The sequence below is a fragment of the Methylobacterium sp. genome (assembly GCF_019750675.1).
Classification (GTDB): domain Bacteria; phylum Pseudomonadota; class Alphaproteobacteria; order Rhizobiales; family Beijerinckiaceae; genus Methylobacterium.
Genome location: NZ_JAIEOF010000097.1, coordinates 1 through 19,331, shown reverse-complemented (window position 1 = coordinate 19,331; position 19,331 = coordinate 1). Strand labels below are relative to the sequence as shown.

The 19,331-nt window shown below is 69.2% G+C and carries 8 protein-coding genes; all 8 read right to left on the bottom strand.

Annotation, left to right across the window (positions count from 1 at the left end):
- Positions 1 to 267: 267 nt before the first annotated feature.
- Positions 268 to 558 carry a CRISPR-associated endonuclease Cas2 gene (cas2, locus tag K2X24_RS04915; RefSeq protein ID WP_292495252.1) on the bottom strand — a complete coding sequence of 97 codons (291 nt, stop codon included), beginning with the start codon at positions 556 to 558 and terminating at the stop codon, positions 268 to 270.
- 6 nt (positions 559 to 564) lie between these two features.
- Positions 565 to 1,605, bottom strand: coding sequence for a type I-C CRISPR-associated endonuclease Cas1c (cas1c, locus tag K2X24_RS04910; RefSeq protein ID WP_292495250.1), 1,041 nt, complete (start codon positions 1,603 to 1,605; stop codon positions 565 to 567).
- Between the two features lie 6 nt (positions 1,606 to 1,611).
- Positions 1,612 to 2,259 carry a CRISPR-associated protein Cas4 gene (gene cas4 / locus K2X24_RS04905; protein WP_292495248.1) on the bottom strand — a complete coding sequence of 216 codons (648 nt, stop codon included), beginning with the start codon at positions 2,257 to 2,259 and terminating at the stop codon, positions 1,612 to 1,614.
- 2 nt (positions 2,260 to 2,261) lie between these two features.
- Entirely contained in the window at positions 2,262 to 3,218 is a 957-nt protein-coding gene (cas7c, locus tag K2X24_RS04900) for a type I-C CRISPR-associated protein Cas7/Csd2 (RefSeq protein ID WP_292495246.1), read from the bottom strand.
- Positions 3,211 to 5,016, bottom strand: coding sequence for a type I-C CRISPR-associated protein Cas8c/Csd1 (gene cas8c / locus K2X24_RS04895; protein ID WP_292495244.1), 1,806 nt, complete (start codon positions 5,014 to 5,016; stop codon positions 3,211 to 3,213). The genes cas7c and cas8c overlap by 8 nt, the downstream gene beginning before the upstream one ends.
- On the bottom strand, positions 5,013 to 5,699 hold the full coding sequence (cas5c, locus tag K2X24_RS04890; protein ID WP_366934439.1) for a type I-C CRISPR-associated protein Cas5c: 687 nt from the start codon (positions 5,697 to 5,699) through the stop codon (positions 5,013 to 5,015). Before cas5c ends, cas8c begins: the two co-directional genes overlap by 4 nt.
- A 307-nt stretch (positions 5,700 to 6,006) precedes the next feature.
- Positions 6,007 to 8,268: a CRISPR-associated helicase Cas3' gene (cas3, locus tag K2X24_RS04885; protein WP_292495240.1), complete on the bottom strand. Its 2,262-nt coding sequence runs from the start codon at positions 8,266 to 8,268 to the stop codon at positions 6,007 to 6,009.
- A 420-nt stretch (positions 8,269 to 8,688) separates the two neighbouring features.
- On the bottom strand, positions 8,689 to 18,708 hold the full coding sequence (locus tag K2X24_RS04880; RefSeq protein ID WP_292495239.1) for an SdrD B-like domain-containing protein: 10,020 nt from the start codon (positions 18,706 to 18,708) through the stop codon (positions 8,689 to 8,691).
- Positions 18,709 to 19,331 lie beyond the last annotated feature (623 nt).

Genomic DNA, 19,331 nt, shown 5'->3' with positions numbered 1-19,331 from the left:
AGGGGGCGACAGGCGCACTAGCCCGCGGCCCCAATCGGGCCGGCCGTTTCGATCCACGCCCCCGCGAAGGGGGCGACCGCGCCTGGGATAAGCGATTGAGAAACATCGGCAAAGACGGCCGATTCCGCGATAGCCGCCTGAGCGCCCAATGCGCGAGGGCGTCAGAGCCCAATTCTGTAGGAGGGCCTTGTTTTGCCTGGCAATTTTAAGGCGCGAACCTCCCTGCTTCCTCATGGGGGCTGTGGGTTCGCGCGAATTCCGCCAGGGTTACATGATCAGCGGGCCGCCCAGGTCCAGCACGGGATGTGCACCTACGTGCTCAACGCGACGGCGGCCCTCAGCTCCAAGCCGGTAGAACCGCAGGCTATCCTCGTTGCTGTCGATCTCAGCGATGAGGCGTGCACGAAGAGCCTCCCACTGCGCCGGATCGACCTCGCATTCAAAAACCGACTGCTGCACCCTTTGCCCAAAGTCGAGGCAAGCCCGGGCCACGCGACGCAGCCGGCGACGGCCAGCCGTCGTCTCGGTGCTCACGTCGTATGTGATGAGCATAAGCATGCGTGCCTATTTCCAAATGAAGCCAGGGTATCCGTCGAGATCACCGCGCAGATGCCGCGCTAGCAGCTGCGCCTGGAGCGATGCGAACAGGCCCAACGGCACCACCTCGTCGAAAAAGGGATGGCGCAGCTCCTCGCGCTTTCGCTCCTGCCAGGCCACCAGCACGGCACGCCGAGCGTTGTCCGTCAGCCGCACCCCGCCCGCCTCCTCCACCACGAAGTCCGTGGCACCGACCTGCCGCCGGTTGACCAGGCTCAGCGCCAAGCGGTCCGCCAGCACCGGACGCAGCTCCTCCATCAGGTCGAGTGCGAGGCCAGCCCGCCCCGGTCGGTCCCGATGGAGAAAGCCCACCTGCGGGTCGAGGCCATGCGCCTCCGCCGCCGACCGGCAGTCATGTCCCAGCATGGCGTAGAGAAAGGACAGCAGCGCGTTGATCCGGTCGAGCGGCGGGCGGCGCGAGCGGCCGCTGAAGCGCAGCGCCGGGTCGTCCACTCGGATCAGCCGGTTGAAAACGGCGAAGTACGCTGCGGCGGCCTCGCCTTCGAAACCGCGCAGCGCGTCCACCTCCGCCATCGCGAGCGTGCGGCGCGCAATGTGGCCCAGCCTTTCGGCCGTCGCCTCCAGGGCCAGCCGGCCAGATTCCTCCATGCCGACCCCGTGGTCGCGCAGCGCGCGGAGGAGGACGGTGCGCTGGTTGGCCGCCTTCGCCGCGACCATCCCGCGCACGATGGGCACGCAGCGCACGGGGTCGTCGGCGGCCCGATGCTGCGTGCGGCGGAGCAGCACATTTCCGCTCCGTGCCCCCTCCACCCGCGCCAAAAAGCGACCCTCGGGCGTCAGGAAGGAGAGGGCGATGCCTGCCTCGGCGCAGGCCGCCATCAGCGCCGGCGAGCAGCCGGGGCGCGTGAACGCGACGATGCCCTCCAGCATGTGAAGCGGGGCGCGCCCGCGTTCAGCCCCCTCGACCTCGACGACGACGTTTGCCCCGTCCTTGCGCAGCCACGCGTCCTCGGACGTGACGTAGAGGATGTTCCGGAGCGGCCGCATTGCCGCTCAGCCGGCGCCGATTTGCCGGCGCAGCCACTCGGCCACGGGCGGCGCGCGCTCCATTCGCTCCGGCCGGCAAAGGCTCTGGAGGGAGCAGCGCCGGCAATGCGGGCCGAAGACCGGCGGCGGGGTTCGCGCCTCCAGGATGTCGGCCCGCGCCGCCGCGGCGGTGCGGGCAGTCAGCGCACGCAGTTCCCCGTCCATCGCCACCTCCATGCGCCGCCGAGTCTCGCCATAGAAGAGGAAGCCCGTCGCGACGGGGCGGCGGAACATTTCCTCGAGGCAGACCGCCTGCGCGCAGAGCTGCACCTCGTCGGCGCGGTGCGCCTTGGGCCGGCCGCGCTTGTATTCGACAGGGACGGGCGCGCCGCCATCCGCCGGGAACTCCACCACGTCGGCGCGGCCGCTGACGCCCAGGGCGAAGGAGCGCAGCGCGAGGCCGCGCGCGATGCGCACGCTCGGGCGAGTTTCGCCCCGGCCGCCATCCGGCCGCGCGTGGAGGAGGCGGCCCTGGGCGGTGGCCGCGTCCTCGGCCCACAGTCCCTCGACATGGATCAGCGCGCTCTGCCGTGGGCAGTAGAGATAGTGCTGCAGGGCGGAAAGGGGCACGAGCCGGTCCTCCGCCTCCGGGTCCGGCGGCGGGGGTACCACCACGGTCAGGGCTCCAGGATCTCGACGCCGGCCGGCAGGCCTTCGCGGTCCACCTCAATGGCATAGTCGGCGAAGGAGCGCGCGGCCGGCCAATTGCCGGTGCGCGGGTCGCCCACCGGGTGCCGGTCCCCATTGAAGACGCGGTGGGCGGTCACGCGGGCGAAGAGGTCGTGCGCATGGGCCCGGCCCAGCTTGCTCTCGTGCTGGAACACGACGAGGCGCCGGGTTGCCATCTCGCCCCGCGCGGCTGAGCGGTCATGCTCGAACATGTTGCGCAGCGCCTCCCACAGCAGCGCGAGGTCATCCTCAGAGAAGCCGGTGCCCTTCGTGCCGTCCGAGGCGAGGGCGGCCGAGACGAAGCCATGCGCGCGATAGAGGCCGTAGGGGACGATGTGCTTGCGGCCCATGGTCCGCCCGCCTTTGTCCTCGTGGTCCTTCTCGGTCGTCGCGGCGAGGCGGGTGATGGCGATCTCCAGCGGCAGGACTGGCTCGACGGAGGTGGCGAAGGTCAGCTGCACGGGCCCGCGGACCTGGCCCGCGTTCACGCCCGTCGTCATCACGGCGCCAAAGGCACGGATGTCCCAGAAATTGTTGCACATCCACTTCGTGACGGCGCGCGCCTTGTCCGCGTCCTTAGGCAGCGCCTTCAGCGCCTTTTCGGTCGTGTCCTCGGGCGTGACCGCCTTCCGGGCCAAGCCGTGCTCGACGTTCAGCGTGGCGCCGTCCCGCATGTAGATTTTGTGACGATCACCCTGATCGCGAGCCAGCGCCACGTAATTCCGGATCTTGCGCTTGAGCGCGACGTCGGAGACGAGGCCGCGGTTCGTCTCGGGGTCGAGGCGGGGGAGGTTCCCGGCGTCCGGGTCGCCGTTCGGGTTCCCGTTCGCCACGTCGAAGAACAGGACGAAGTCGTGCCGGCGCGTCAGCGCCCCGGACCCGGCCGCCACGGCGGTGTTACTCATTGCCATCCTCCCCCTCGACCGCCTCTTCCTCGGCCCGCTCCGCCGCGGGCTTGCCTTCGATCTTGGTCGCACGCTGGTGGTAGTAGCCGATTGCGAGTCGCCCCTGGCCGTCGAGCGGCAGGAAGCGCGGCGGCCCTTCGGGAGGCAGCCGTCCGACGATCTGCTCCACCTCCCGCTCGACCCAGCCGCCCTTGCCCTCCTTCCGGAGCTTGGCGAGGTGGTTCTGCATGCCCCGCTGGACGAGTGGGAACACGCTGGCGGGCGTCGCGGAGAACGCACCGTAGTAGCGGTCCCGGATCGTGGCCTTGACGCCGCGGCCGAGCGCCATGCGCTGGGCGATCTCCGCCACGGCGAAGAAGCGCCCGAGGTTGTAGGCGGGGTCGTCGCTGTCCTTGTCGAGCTCCACGGGCGGAGCCTCCTTTCCCTGGAAAAACCGGGCCTCGCGCGCCAGACCGGCGCGGATCGCGGCGGCGTGCCAGCCTGTGCCGGCGTCGTCGCCCGCCCGCAGCCGCGTCACCGCGGCCGCGAGCAGCGTGCGCGGATAGGGCGTGCCCTCAAGCACGGCGCGCATGACCTCGCCGGCCAGCGCCGGCGGGATGTTCTCGAACTTCTCCCCCGGCGCCGTCGTCTTGACGAGCAACCGCAGCACCGAGGGCGCCCGGCCGCGCCAGGGAGCGGGCAAGATGGAGAGGTCCTCCTGGTGCCGCACCAGTCGCTCGGCGAACCGCGCGAAGCTGTCGGACAGCCAGAACCTCACCGACAGCCGTGCGGCGTTGGGCGAGAGACCGAGTACGTGGAAGCGCACGCCGGGGGACAGCTCCGGCACCTTGGCCTCTGCCCGGCCGTCGCGGACGGCCACGAGCGCGTCGCGCAGCCGCTCGGCTTCCTGCTCCTCGTCAGGCTTCTCCTCGTCGCCGCCCCCGCCGAAGCAAGCCGCGACGAAGGACTCAGCCTCCCGCGCCTCCGCCTCGGAGGCGTCGGCCCAGAAGGCGACGGTGGTATCCGCGATGCGGAGGCGGTTGCTGTTCCGCCCGCGGTCGAGCAGGCGGTTGAGCGCCGCGCCGTAGCGCTGCGCTGCCGCGCGGGAGACGGGGGCGTTCAGCCCCTGCTCCTGGCCGTGCGAGGCGAAGGCCTCCTCGTTGAAGGACACGAGCGGCACCTCGGCCGATGCGGTGCCGTCTACCCCTTTGATTTTGGGGTGCAGCCGGACCGGTGCCGAGAGCGTGCCCGTCACGAGGCACGGCACCACCGCGCCGCCGTCCTGCTCCTCCACGCCGGCCAGCCGCGCGACGTGACGCCGCGCCGCAGGCCGCTCATGGATCAGGCGCGGCTCGTCTCCGAGGCGGAAGGCGAGATTCCAGGGCAGCATCCGCGCCTCGAACGGCGCCGCGGCGAAGCGCGCGGGCGTCCAGGTCGCCAGGAAGCGCAGGAGGGCGACAAGCCCCTCATCGGTCTCGCCCGCCAGCTCCCGCTCATGCAAGGCACGGAACGCGGCGTGGTCCTGCGCGGTCTTCGCGGGCTTCTTCTTTTCGGCATCGCCGACGCCGAGCGCATACGCCGGATTGTCCCACAGGAAGAAGGGCGTCGAGCCCGTGCCGGAGCGCCCGAACCATTTCGGCACCAGGGCCGGGCGCGGCTTGCCCTTGCCGTCGAGCCGCGTCTGCACCTCGAGCAACGTCCCATCAGCTGCCAGCGTCAGGACGAACCCCACCGGTTCCTGCGACCAGCCGGCCTCAGCGACGTCGCCGCGCTCGGCCATGCGGCGGTAGTAGGAATCGAGGGCCGCCAGCACCGTCACGCCGCGGCGCCCCCCTCGGTCAAGCAGCGCCCAACATCCAGCACGCCGTCGCGCAGCCTTGCCCGGAAGAAGCGCGAGACGGGGACCGGCCCCGCAGTGTAATCAAGGTCATGCAGCATCCAGCCGAGGTCGCGGTCCCGCTGGTCCGGCGGCAGGCGGCTTTCGGGCAGGGCGGCGCCTTCGGGGAGCAGAGCAAAGCTCGCGGCGAATTCCCGCGTGCCGAGGCAGGGGCGGTGAAAGCACTGCCCGGCGCCGGCACGGCGGTTGAACATGCTGGCGTGCTTGGCAGCCGTGTCCTCCGCCTGGGCGCGGCCCGTCATCTCGAAATGCGCCTCGATCACGTAGGCGACGTCCACCAGCAGCATCGTAGCGCGCTGCTGCCGCACCTCCTCCACGACAAGGCCGAGTCCCTCCGTGCGGCCGGCGCGCCAGGCGCGTTCGGCGAGCGCGCCGCTGGCCTTGGCGCCGACCTCATTGCGGCGGAAGGACTGGAAGCGAATCGGCCGGAGCACGTGGATACGATCCACGACCCACCGGATGGCAGGCTTCCAGTGGATGGCCTCGAGGATGCCGCGAGCAGCGGAGGGCGTCATCACGTCGTAGGAGACGCGCTCGACCTTCATCTCAGGGCGCGTGAAGCAGGCGCGGTCGCCCCACACATGGAGGCGGATGCCATAGGACATGATCGCCCCCAAAATCGGCGGCTTCATGGCGCCACAAACACAAGCGTGGCGTCAAGTGAAACGCCATGTGTGTTGCAGGGGGGGTCGGCTGGCGCAGCGCGCGAGCCGACCCAGAGGATCATTCTGCCCGCAGCAGCCTACCCCTCGCTGTTTCGATCCACACCTCGCCGCACCCTTATGGGGGCTCCCAGACAAGCTCGACCTCGATGGCGCCAGGAATGACGACACGAATTCGAAAACGTCCGCGCAAGGCGACCTGCGATAGGTACCGACAGGCACCCGCCGCAGGGAGCTTGCAAGCGGCAAATCAGATGATGTTGCGCCCCGCGTCCCGCAGGTGCAGCGCCTCGATGTCGAGGCCGGTGTCGGCGCGGTAATGAGAGTCGTCGCGGAAGGCCATCGGCCCGTCCGATAGTTCGCTGCGAACAGGCAGGAGCGCGCCCGCGGCCAGCCACGCATTCCAGGCGCGGCGGGGAATGCCCACCGTGTAGGCTTGCAGCCGCCGCCAGTCGCCTCTGGACGGCCGATCCGCGAAGCGGACTCGCGCGAGGGCATCCCGCGCCACGTCATCGAGCGGCACTACGACCGGCAGTAGCGCGTCGTCGATCATGCGAAAGGCCGAGGCGACCGCGCGGAAGGGGAAGAGATGACGACCTCGGTTGCGCGCGAACGCCGCGAGGATGCCGGGGCGCTCCTCCACCACGGCAGCGTCCAGTTCCTCCTGCCCTCGTCGGTAGTAGAGCTCGCCGAAATAGGTCGCCACCGCCGCCAGCCCGAGAGGATCGTCGTGCTTCGCCAGCACGCTGCGAGCCACCTCCCAAGCCTGCGCCAGCTCCGCCGGTGGCTTCCAGCGCGCCTCGGGCTCGAAGACGACGACGCGGCCCCCGGCTTCGGGCAGCCTTCCGTTACGGTTGCACCGGCCAGCGGCCTGCGCGATGGAGTCGATCCCGGCGACCGCGCGCCAGACCTCTGGGAAATCCACGTCCACGCCGGCTTCCACGAGCGACGTCGAGACGACACGCACTGGTGCCCCCTCCGCCAGCCGCCGCCTCATCTCCGCCAGCACCGTGCGCCGGTGCGCCGGGCACATGAGGGTGGAAAGGTGCAGCAGCCCCTCGGCGCCTCGCGCCTCCTCGAACAGCGCCCGGGCATGGGCGCGTGTGTTGACGACGCAGAGGATTTGCCGCGCCGCCGCGATGCGCTCCGCGACCGCCGCATCGGGGAGGGCGCCGTCCTTCAGCACCTCCACGCGCACCCGCCGCAGCGCGCCGTAGAGTCGCAACGGCTCGGGCGCCAGTTCCCGCTCCGGTCCGATGTCGAGACCGCTCTTAAACTCATCCTGGACGCGGAGCGCCGGCTGTGTCGCGGTGCAGAGCACGACGCTCGCGCCGTAGTTCCGCGCCAGCTCGTCCAGTGCGGCGAGGCAAGGCCGGAGCAGCGGCAAAGGCATGGTCTGCGCCTCATCCACCACGATCACGGAGCGGGCGAGGCTGTGCAGCTTCCGGCATCGTGAGGGCCGGTTGGAGAACAAGCTCTCGAAGAACTGGACAGCGGTCGTGACGACGACAGGGGCGGACCAGTTCTCGGCCGCGTCACGGCGCAGCTTGGCGAGGCCGTCGCCCGCCTCGCCCTCGTCGTCGCCCCAGTCGGCCACCGAATGATGCTCCAGCACGTCGGTTTCTGAACCGAGGGCGCGGCGGAACGCGTCGGCGGTCTGCTCCACGATGGATGTGAAGGGGATGACGTGGACGACGCGGCGAAGGCCGTGCCTCGCGGCATGCTCCAGCGCGAAGGCGAGCGAGGTGAATGTCTTGCCGCCACCGGTCGGCACGGTGAGCGTGAAGAGGCCGGGCGAGAGCTCTGCCCGCGCGACGGCGTGGGCGAGCACCTCGCGCCGCAGGGCGTCCACCGCGGGCGCGGTGCCCGCCATCGTCGCGAGGTGCGCGCGGAGTCGGTCGCGTAGCTCCGCCACCGACGCGAAAGGCGGATCGGTGTCACCTTCATAAAAGGCGCGTGTGGCGAGGCGATCCGCATCCACGAGGCAGGAAAACAGCATGCGGACGAGGAAGGCCTCGGCGAAGCCCGGCGGCGCGCCCGCTTTCAGCGGGGCCGTTGGAACGAGGTCGGGGGTCCCGGGCAGCGGTCCAGCAGCGTCCAGTCCGTGACCGTAGGGGGGCGGCCGGCTGCCGAGCCGCTGCAGCAGCTCCTCGGAGTCAGCGAGGCCAGCGTGATGGCCTGCCACCACATAGGCGAGCCAACGGGCAGCAGCTTGAGGATACAGCACCAGTGCCTGCTGGGCGCCGGCGGTCGAATGATCGGGGCCTCTCGGTCCGGTGGCGCCGTCGGAACGCGGCTGCCGGATATAGGCCTGGAAGGCGTCGGACGCCTTGCCGAGATCGTGCAGGAGGCCAGCGGCCCGGCCGAGACCGCCGCAGCCGAACGCTGCGGCAAAGCCTCCGGCCAAGTTTGCGACGCGGTGGAGATGGGTACCGAGCTGTTCCCACTCCGCTTCCGGCTGTCCTGGCAGAGAGTGGGCGAGCAGCGTCAGCCGTCCGATTGGGTCACTCATCGCCTCCAACGCTTAGCGCATGCGAGGCTGTCGCCTCGAGCACGATCGGTGGCTCACCAGTGTGGGGGAGACGCGGGTATCCCAGCTTCGTGAACTCATCTTTAGGCGCGCGGCGCGTCTTTGCGAGGTGTCTGCCAGAACAGGCCATCTGGTCTTACCGAGCCGGGTTCGGGAAAGGGGCGCGGAGGCTCCCCAGGCCCCCGCCAGGGGGCATGGCCCCCTGGACCCGCGGATCGTTTGTTGGGGAGGGGGCGTCACTCAAGCGACCTCGATCGAGGGCAATCGCTGCCCCATCCCCAATCCCCAACCAAGGACCCGGAGGTCCAGGAACCTGAGGTTCCCGGCGGGGGCGCGGGGGCGGCGCCCCCGCCCGCCGGCGCCGCGATCGGCTGGCGCGCACGGACGCCAAGCCCGTCCCGCTCAGACGATCAGCCAGTCCGGCGTCACCTGGCCCACCGCCCCGTTGCCCGTCACGCTCAGGCCGTCCAGCGTCCACTGCCAGATCGTCCCGGACCCGTTCTGCCAGATCAGGTCCGTCTTGCCGTCGCCGTTGAAGTCGTCCACCGACGCCAGCCGCCAATCCGAGCCCACCGTGCCGATCGCACCCTGCGACACAACCTGGCTGCCGTTCATCTGCCACTGGTAGATCAGGCCGTCGGCGTTGCGGAACACCACGTCCGTCCGGCCATCGCCGTTGAAGTCGCCCACACCGGCCACGGCCCAGCCCGCGCCCGCGTTGCCGACCGACCCCTGCGACGCGATCGACGTGCCGTCGAGGTTCCACAGATACAGATCGCCCGAACCGTTCGTCCACAGGATGTCGGCCCGGCCGTCCCCGCCGAAGTCGCCCACCCCCGCGATCGTCCAGCCGAGGCCAGGGTTGCCCAGCCCCCCCATCGCCTTGATGGCCCCGCCATCCATCTGCCACTGGAACACCGAGCCGTCGGTGTGGCGCCACAGCAGGTCGAACTTGCCGTCGCCGTCGAAATCGGCCGAGCCCGCCACCTGCCAGTCCGCACCCGGATCCGCCAGCGCCAGGCCCGTCGGCGCGTTCAGCCCGTCCATCTTCCACAGGTAGAGACCGCCCGCGTCGTTGCGCCACACCACGTCGGTCTTGCCGTCCGCGTCCAGGTCGCCCTGGGCGGCGACCCGCCAGCCCGCGCCGACATGGGCCATGGCCGCACCCGCCTCCTGGCCCGCGCCGTTCATCTTCCACTGGAAGACCGAGCCGTTCGTGCTCAGGAACAGCAGGTCCGCCTTGCCGTCGCCATCATAGTCGGGGTCGGTCAGCGCCGCCGGGTTGAAGCTGCCATTGGTCAGGTTCAGCAGCCCGTTGGCGAACTGGATCTGCTCGACGCCCTGCAGCAGGTCGGCGCCGGCCGGCTTTTGCAGGACCCAGTCGCCGACGCTGTTCTGCGCCAGCTTCGCCGGATCGTAGGCGAAGCTGTACACCGCCTTGTCGAGACCGTCCCCGCCGCGGAACAGGTCGGAGCCCGCCCCGCCGACGAAGACGTCGTGGCCGGCGTTGCCGAAGAAGGCGTCGTTGCCGGCATTGCCCTGGAAGCGCGTGCCGTTGGCCGAGGCGACGGCGATGTCGTCGCCCGAGGTGCCGAAGAAGGTGGTGACACTCGGGCCGAGCACGACGGGCGCGAGCGGCTGGAAGTCGCCGAAGGGCCCGGACGCCTTGGTCTGGCTCGGCACGTAGTTGATGCCCGAGGCCGGGGCGGCGCCGTTGAAGACCAGCGCCTCGTTCTCGCCGAAGTAGAGGACGGTGAAGCCGTTGACGGTGCCGACCTGGGTGGGCGCGGCGTAGCCGTAGACGTTAATGCGGTCGCCGCCGGCGGGGTTAAAGTTCTCGATCCACTGCACCCCGTCGCCCTTCTGCCAGACGATCTGGCTGCCGGGCCCGGTGGCGTTGACGTGATCGCCGATGACGAGGCCGGAGAGCTGGCCGCCGGCGAAGCTGATCCTGCCGTTGTTGGTGCCGCCGTGGAGGTAGACGTTGCTGCCGGCGGCGTGGATGCGGTCGTCGCCGCCGCCGCCGAGGATGTAGCCCGAGGAGTGGTTGCCCTCGAGGATGTCGTTGCTGTTGCCGCCGACGATGAGGTCCCAGCCGCCGAGGCCCTGGCTGTTGGTGCCGAGGCCCTGGACGTTGTTCTCGCCGCAGCCGCCGATGATGATGTCGTTGCCGGCGGTGCCCTCGACGATGGTGGTTCCCTTGCCGCCGATGGCGACGCCGCCGCCGTTCGGGCCCATGTGGAGGATGTTGTTGCCCGCGCCGCCGACGAGGTACTGGCCGCCCTGGTTGGAGGAGACGGTGAGGTCGCCCTGGCCGCCGAGGACGAGGTTGCCCGCGGTGTTGAGGTTGATGCTGGCCGAGCCGAGCACCTGGATGACCTGGCTGCCCGGGCCGTTCAGCGACGCGCCGCCGTTCGTCACCGTCACCGTCGGGCCGCCATCGAGCACCGTCCCCGTCAGGTGAACAACCCCGGCGTTCCACTGCACCTCATGCTCGCCCGAGGTGACCGTGATCGGCGGGGTGACGCCGTTCGCGGGGTTGGCGTCGCTGTCGGTGGGCGAGTTGGTGCCGGCCACCTGCGGGATGAAGGCGGTGCCATCGGGCTTGACGAATTGCACCGTGTAGGTGCCCGGCACCACGCCGCCGAGCTTGTAGGTGCCGTCCTCCGCCGTGACGGTGGACTTCACCACGTTGCCGTTGGCGTCGAGCAGGTTGACGGTCACGCCGCCGAACACGCTGTCCGGCATCCGCCCGTCGCAGAGGTTGCCGACCACGGGCTTGAAGACGCGGCCGGAGATCGAGCCGAGCTCCAGCAGGCCGGCGTCGCGCGTCAGGTCGGTCTGGCCCGACCAGACGTTGAAGTTGGCGGTGCTGCCGGCGGCCTGGGCCAGCGCCAGCACGTCGCTGTCGAGCGCGTCGTCGTTGCCCTGGTCCGGCCGCGTGAAGACGTAGCCCGTGGGCGCCGTCCAGTCCTCGCGGAAGGTGCCGGGCTTCAGGCCGGTGAAGAGGTAAAGGCCGTTGGCGCCGGTCGTCTGGGTGCCGAGCAGCGCGCCCGTCACCGCGTCGTAGAGCTTGACCGTGACGCCGGCCAGCGGGCTCTCGTTGCCGTCCTGGATCCCGTTGCCGTTGTGGTCGAGCCAGGCGTAGTTGCCGATCGTCACCGGGCGCCACAGCCCGGCGTCGATGCTCAGGTCCACGTCGCCCGACACGTAGGTCCTGGCGGGTGCGCGGCCCGTCGCCGTGTTCGCGTCGCTGTCGTTCGCGTCGGTGCTGCCCGCGGCGTCGGGCGTCGTGAAGGTGAAGCCCGCGGGCTCCACGAACTCCACCTGATAGGTGTTCGGGCGGAGGCCGTTGAACTCGTACTTGCCGTTCGCGCCCGTGGTCGTCGTGGCGACGAAGTTGCCGGCCCCATCATACAGGTTGACGGTGACGCCCTGGAGCGGCGTGTCGACGCCATCCTGGATGCCGTTGCCGTTCTGATCCTCGAACACCGTGTCGCCGATGCGGACGGGGATGTAGAACCCGCCATCCTGCGTCGGGTCCGACTGGCCCGAGGACAGGGTGATCGGCGCCGTCTCCTTCGTGACCGGGTTCACGTTGCTGTCGAGCGCCGGGTTGCCGCCCTGCCCCTGCAACGTGGGCACATAGGCGCCGGGCGCGGTCCACACCTCCTTGTAGGTGCCGGGCGCGACGGTGAAGCTGTAGGCGCCGTTGGCATCGGTCATCGCGGTGCCGACCACCTGTCCGGTCGTCACGTTGATGAGCTTCACCTCGACATCCTTGAGGCCGGGCTCCGACCCGTCCTGGATGCCGTTGCCGTTGGTGTCCACCCAGGCGCGGTCGCCGATGGTCACGGGCTGGAAGATGCCCGCGTCGATCGTCATGTCGCTCTGGCCGGAGGCCAGGGTGACGGCGGCCGTCTTGCCGGTGGTGGTGCTGGCGTTGCTGTCGAGGGCCGGGTTGCCGCCCTGGCCGGGCTGGGTGAACCAGTAGCCGACGGGCTTCGTGAACTCGACCGTGTAGGTGCCGGGGCGCAGGCCGGTGAAGTTGTAGAAGCCGTTCGCACCCGTGACCGCGCTCGTCACGAAGTTGCCCGAGCCGTCATAGAGGTTGACGGTCTGGCCGGTGACGCCCTGCTCGCCATCGTCCTGGACGCCGTTGCCGTTGGCGTCGAGCCAGAGACGGTCGCCGAGCGAGACGGGCTTGTAGAAGCCGCCATCCACGTTCAGGTCGATGTCGCCCGAGATGTAGGTCTTGGTCGGCGTCCTGCCGGTCGTCTGGTTGGCGTCGCTGTCGAGGGCGGGGTTGCCGCCCTGGGCCGGCACGGTGCTGTCGAAGCCCGAGGGCTTCACGAACTGCACCGCGTACTGGCCGGGCTTCAGGCCGGTGAACTGGTAGTTGCCGTTCGCGTCGGTCGCGAGGTCGGTGCCGACCTGGTTGCCGCTGCCGTCGAGCAGCTTCACCTTGACGCCCTGGATGCCCGGCTCGCCCAGATCCTGCACGCCGTCGCCATCCAGGTCTTCCCAGACCCGGTCGCCGATGACGACGGGCTTGTAGAGGCCCGCATCCACCGTGGTGTCGTTCTCGCCGGAGACGAGGTTGATCGTCCCGGTCAGGCCGTTCAGCGGGTTGGCGTCGCTGTCCGCCGCGTCACCCGTCGCGTCCTTCGCGGTGAAGACGTAGCCCGCCGGCTTGCCGAACTGCACCGTGTAGTCGCCGGGGCGCAGATTGGCGAACTGGTACTCGCCCACGCCGTTGGTGAAGACCGTGCCGACGAGCGTGTTGCTCGCGTCGTAGAGCTTCACCTCGATGTTGGCGATGCCGGGCTCGTTGCCGTCCTGCGTGCCGTCGCCGTCGAGATCCTCCCACACCTTGTCGCCGAGCGAGGCCGGCCGGTAGAGGCCGATGTCGCGCGTCAGGTCGGTCTGGCCGTTGGTGAGCGTGAAGCTGGGGCCCTGGGCCGTCGTGGCGTTGACGGGCGTGCCGTCGCTGTCGAGGGCCGGGTTGCCGCCCTGGAGCGGCTTGGTGAACTCCCAGCCCGCCGGCTTGACGAAGGTCTCGTAGTACTGGCCGGGGACGACGTTGGTGAAGAGGTAGAGGCCGTTCGAGCCCGTGGTCTGGGAGGCTACGATGTTGCCCCCCATGTCGCGCAGCTGCACGACCACGCCCTGCACGCCGGGCTCCGTGCCCTGCTGGATGCCGTCGCCGTTCTGGTCCTCGAAGGCGAAGTTGCCGACCGTGGCGGACACCACCGTGACCGTCTTCGTGTCCACGGAGGGGGGCATCGGCCCCGGCGGCACGCCGTACGGGTTCGTCGGGATGGTGGGGGAGAGCGTCGCCGTGTTCAGCAGGTTCGTGCCGGAGCCCGTGCCGCTGGCGACCTTCGCCACCACCTCGACCACCACGGTGTCGAGCGTGTTGACCACGTTGTCGCCGAGATTGGTCACCGCGCCGAAGTTGAAGGACACGGTGTTGGTGCCGGCGTTGTAGCTGCCCGGGTCGTTCACCAGCAGCGTGCTGTCCTGCACGTTGCCGCCGGTGCTGACGACCTTGGACGAGACGTATTCGAGACCCGTCTGCATGGCGTCGGTGATGACGAGGCCCTGCTTGCCCTCGCCGAGCGTCGCCTTGATCCGGTAGGTGACCGTCTCGCCGACCGCGACGTTGGTCCCCGTGGTGTAGGGGTTGTCGGTCGCCGTGATGGTCTTCTCGACCGTGTCGGTGATCCGGACGCCGATGGTCGCGTCGTCCTGGTCGTTCAGCTGGCGGCTCAGCGTCGGGTCGCTGTCCGTGTCGTAGGTCAGCTTCGCGACGTTGGTGATCGCCTGGTTGTGGACGACGTCGTCGAGCAGCCTCGCCTGGTAGGTGATGGTGATCGGCTGGGAGCCCAGGGTGTAGGCGGGCGCCGTGAGCGTGATCTTGCCGCCGGCGGTCGAGATGCTGCCGAAGCTCGTCGTCGCGCTGCCGGCGACGAGCTGCAGGCCCGGGGCCAGCAGGTCACCCAGCACCATGTTGTAGGCGTTGGCGGAGGAGTTCGCCGTGTGCCGGATGGTGATGGTGTAGGTGGCGAGGTCGCCGGCGTCACCGGTGGTGAAGCTCGTGGTCTTCTGCACGTCCAGCTCGGGCTGGACGAAATCCACCGCGGCCTGGACCTCCGAGGATTGCGAGAAGTCGGTGAAGGCCTGGGCCCTGTTCACCAGCACGTCGGCGTTCTGGTTCGCCGGCACGTCGGCCGCGCGGGCCTGGATCTGGATCGTGATCCGGTCCTTGGCGTCGGTGACGTTGTCGGCCGCGTTCAGGATCGTCCCGAAGTCGAGGCGGAGCTGGTCGTTGATGCCGTTGCCGTTGGTGTCGCTCGGCGTCACCGTGGGCGTCAGCAGGCTGCCGCCACCCACCTTCGACAGGTTCGCGCCGACGGAAACCACCTGGGCGCTGCCGGGGATGTATTGCAGCAGCCCGTCGCTGTTGTTCGCGATCAGCGAGTCCGCGAGCTTGTCGATCACGCGGAAGTTGACGGACTGGCCTTCGGGCAGCGTCACCACCAGGGTGTAGGTGACGACCTCGTTCACCTTCACGTCCTGGCGCGCCGCGTCGAAGCGGGCGCTGCCCGTGTCGGCGAAGGACGTGGCCGTGACCGTCTTGGTGATGCCCGGCGACGCGAGCGTGACGGTCGCGTCGTCCTTGTCGGTGTAGCTCCGCTCCGAGGGCGGCGTCCCCGGCATGGAGGTGCCGGTCGCCACCGCCTCGTTGGGGATGGTCTGGCCGCTGATCGCGCCGGGCGTCGTCACCGCCTTGAAGGTGAAGGTGACCGACTGGCCTTCCGTCAGCTTCGGCGTGGTGACCTTGATGGTGCTGTCGCCCGCGCCGTTGCCGGTGACGATGGTGGTCCCGGCGGGCTGACCGGACCCGAGGGTCACCGTGCCCGGGAGGAACTGCGCGTTGGGCGGCAGCTGCGCGAGCAGGTCGTCGATCGAGACCTCGTAGGCCGGCGCGCGGAAGGAGCCGGAGGTGTTGGTGAGCGTGACGGTGTAGGTCAGCGTGTCGCCGGCATCGGCCGTCGTCGGATTGACGGTCTTGGTGATGTCGAGGACGGGCTCGACGATCTCGACCGAGGAGCGGACCTCGGTCGTCTTGGTGCTGCCGGACGGGTCGGTGACGCTGACCGTCGCCTTGTTGGTGTCCACGTCGCCGCGCCGGTTGCTGGCATCGTCCAGCACGCGCGCGGTGATGTCGAAGGTGACCGTGTCCTTGGCGTCCTCGACGTTGTCGGGCGCGTTCGTGACGTTGCCGAGGCTGAAGGTGACGGTGTCGTTGATCCCGTCGCCGTTGCTGTCCGTGATCGTGCCGACGGTCGAGCCGAAGCCGGTGATGTTGCCGCCGACGGTGGCGTCCGTGACGCCGACGAGGAGGAACTTGCCCGAGGTCACGGCCCCGGCGCCGCCCGGCAGGATGTCCCTGATCGTCAGGTTCTTGGAGATGCCCTCCGGCACCGTCACGGTGACGCGCCAGGTCACCTCCTCCCCGATGGCCAGGTCGCTGAGGGACCCGTTGCCCTCGCTCGTGCCCGTATCGGAGTTGGAGGTCGCGATGACCGTCTTGCCGATCTTCGGCGTGATCTCGACGAAGGCGCTGTTCGTGTCCGGCAGGCTGTCGGTGCTGGTGCGGTTGATGCCGCCTTCCTCGGCCGCGTAGTCGGCCGTGGTCGCGGTGTTGGTCAGCCGCGCCATGGACTGGACGTTGTCGTCGATCCTCAGGTCATAGGTGATGACGACGATGTTCTTGCCGCTGGTCGGGTCATAGGCGCCGATGGCGCCCTGGCGCGCGCCGGGGTCCACCAGCTCGATGCCGGTGGTGAAGATGTCGGCGGGATCGCCGGTGTAGGCGACGGCGGCACCCGTGCCGTCCACCACCTTCAGGTTCAGCGGCACGGCGCCGAGGGTGAAGCCCGCCGGGATCGTGTCCTTGATCAGCGTGTCGAAGGCGCCGCGCGGCCCGCTGCCGACATTCTCGAGCACGATGGCGAAGGTGACGGTGTCGCGCGCATCGGCCTGGAACAGGTTGGCGTCCACCGGCTTGGCGGCGAGGCCGCTGCTGGTGATGGTCCCGCTGAAGGGCGTCGCGGCGCCCTTGCCGTTCCACGTGACGCCGGCGGGGCCGATGGAGGCGTCGTTCGTGGTGGCGTTCAGGAACACGCCGCCGCCGGTGTTGTCCTCGGCGACGACGCCCTTCGTGATCTTCAGCCGCGGCTCGCCCAGCACGAACTGGATGATCGCGTTGTCCTGGAAGACCTCGTTGAAGCTGTTCTCCTCGCTCGAGGTGACCTGGTTCGTCAGCAGCAGCCCGTCGCCGAAGGCCTCGTCATTGACGCGGACGGTGAAGAGCAGCTCGAGCTTGGTGCGCGGATAGGCGCTGTTCGTGATGTCGCCGAAATCCCACAGGATGGAGTTGCCGGTGGGGTCCTGGGTGACGGTGATGCCGGGGATCGCGCCCGGCGCGTTGGTCTGCAGCTGGTCCGTCGTCATGAAGGACCACTGGCCGACGCCCGGCGTGTTGGTGATGCCGGCGTAGGTGAAGGCGTTGTTCACGCCGTTGGCGTCCGGGTCGCCCGCCTTGAGCACCGGCAGCGGCAGGAAGTCCTTCAGCGTGACCTCGTGCGAGGAGGTCAGCGGGATGTCCAGCGTGAGCTTGTAGGTGATCAGGTCGCCGGCCTGGATCTTCGGCTTGACGTTGAAGCTCGTCGTGCCCTGCGACGTGTCGCCGTTGATCGAGTAGATGGCCTTCTCGACGTTGTTCACCGGCAGCTTCACGCCGGCATGGCTGTCGTCGGTGCGGGTGACGTCCGTCAGGAAGACGTCGCCGTCATACAGCACGTCGTTCCCGACCGGGTCGCCCTGGTCCACCATGTCGTCCTGGGTGGCGGGGTTCACCCAGTTCTCGTCGAGGGTCGTCTGGAACGTCACCAGGACCGTCGCCTGGTTGTAGACCGTGGCGTGCGGCACGGCGCCGAGGCCGCCACCATTGCCGTCTAGAACGCCGTCGCTTCCGTTGGCGAACAGCGTGTCCGAGACGAGGAAGGCGATCGGCGTCGTGCCGTCGGCGTTCTTCGCGCCCAGGATGTACTGAACCGGGCCGGTGTAGATGGTGGCCCCGCCTTCCTTCACGACGATGGTCGGCTGGAAGCCCGCCTTGAAGGTCTGGCCGTCACCCAGCGTGTCGCGGATGACGAGGTCCTTCATCTCGAAGTAGTTCGAGACCTGGCCGTCCAGCTTGTATTCCAGCGTGCCGCCCGGCTGCCAGTCGGCGACGCCGTTGGCGTCGGCGTCGCCGTTGACGAGGGACACGCCCTTCTGGATCGCGATGGACTTCGCCGTGACGATGTCCTCGGGCCCGGCCTGGTCGATCGAGATCGGCGTCGGGTTCGGGTCGCGGCCGTCGATCGGGTCCCAGTCGGCGGTCAGGCTGGCATTGGCCGGCATCGGGCGGAACACGCCCGTGGATGGGTCGAGCACCGGCGTCCCGTCATGCAGGAACTCGGTGACGTACCAGTCCATCGAGACGGTGGGCTTGATGGTCCCGCCCGTGATGGTCCCGCTGAAGGTGCCGATGACGGTGGTCGTGCCGTCGGCGTTCTGCGTGACGTTGACCGTGCCGGGGAGGATGTTGCCGTTGCCGTCCTCGAGCGTGACCTGCCAGCTGTTGGGACCGCTGCCGAGCAGCACCACGCCGTCGGGCAGGGTCGAGACGATCTTGAAGTTGGTGAAGGTCTGCCCCGGCGCGAGCTCCGCCTGGCTGTCCCAGGTGCGCGGGTAGGAGGGGCCGGTCGCCGTCTCCTGCTCGGGGCCGCGATAGATCACGTCGAGCGTCGCGACGGTCGGCGTCAGGGTCGCCGTCGCCGCCGGGCCGAGGATCGGCGCGTCGGCCGTCGGGTTGTTGAACGGATCGGCGCCGTAGGAGAAGCCGCCGGTCGCTGAGAGGCTCAGCGGGACGTTGAGATCGGCGAGGTTGGAGACGGCGAGCTTGAGTTCGACGTCAGCCGGGGTCTGCGTGGTGGTGAAGCTGCCGAAAGGCAGGGTGAGCACCAGGAGCGTGTCGCCCGGCGCGCCGGTGACGACGATCGCGTTGCCGCTGGCGTCCTTCGCGAAGGGGTGAGAGGCCTTGCCGGCCGCGTCGAAGGTGACGGTCGTCTGCGTGACCGGCGCGCCGAGATAGGTGGCCGAGACGACGGTGACGCCGTCATTGACGGGGTTGTTCCCCACGCCCGCGCCATCGGCCCCGTTGGTCGGGAGGATGACGTCGATGTAGGGCGCGTAGCCGACGGCGGCGCCGGAGGCCGCGTTGTCGAAGCTCAGCACATAGGTGGCGTTCGTGCCGATGAAGGTGCTGGCGGGACCGGAGACGGTGACGACGGGCTGGGGGGCCATCCTGGTTCCTTTGGCGGACGCAAAGCGTCTCAAAAGACATGTATGGAACCATCTTATAGGCGGACACGCTCGTCAATCTAATTTTGAGACTTGTTGAGCTTCGAGATACATCCTTGAGTTGCATGAAAGGCCGCCTCGATCTCGTTCAGGTCGTTAACACGCTGTCGTGAAACGACTTTGCGCGCGAAGCACCACTTCAGGTGGTGACCTTCAGGTCAAAAGCTTCCAAATTTTTTCGCAATCGTCGTAAAAACGGTCGTTGCTACACCCCCCACCCACAGGCTTCACGGTCGCGTGCGGGCGCTCGGTGACGGGCGCGACCGCTGCCCATCTCGCCAGCGGCGGTTCGGCGACCTGAATTTTTGCGGAGAACGGGACTAAACCGAGCGACGTCGCGAAAATGGCATCCGCGAGGCGACGACTCATTCGAGGCGAGAGGCGGGCTACGCCATGCCCTGTCTCAACCGGCAGTCGAAGCATCATCGAACGACCCGCGGGTCCCGGCGGCCGTGCCCCCTGGCGGGGAGGGTTTGGGAGGGGCAACGCCCGGTCGTGTCCCTGATGATGGTGTAGGAGCGTTGGCTCCTGCGGGTTGGCCGCTGGTCAGGCTGGCACGGCGGACA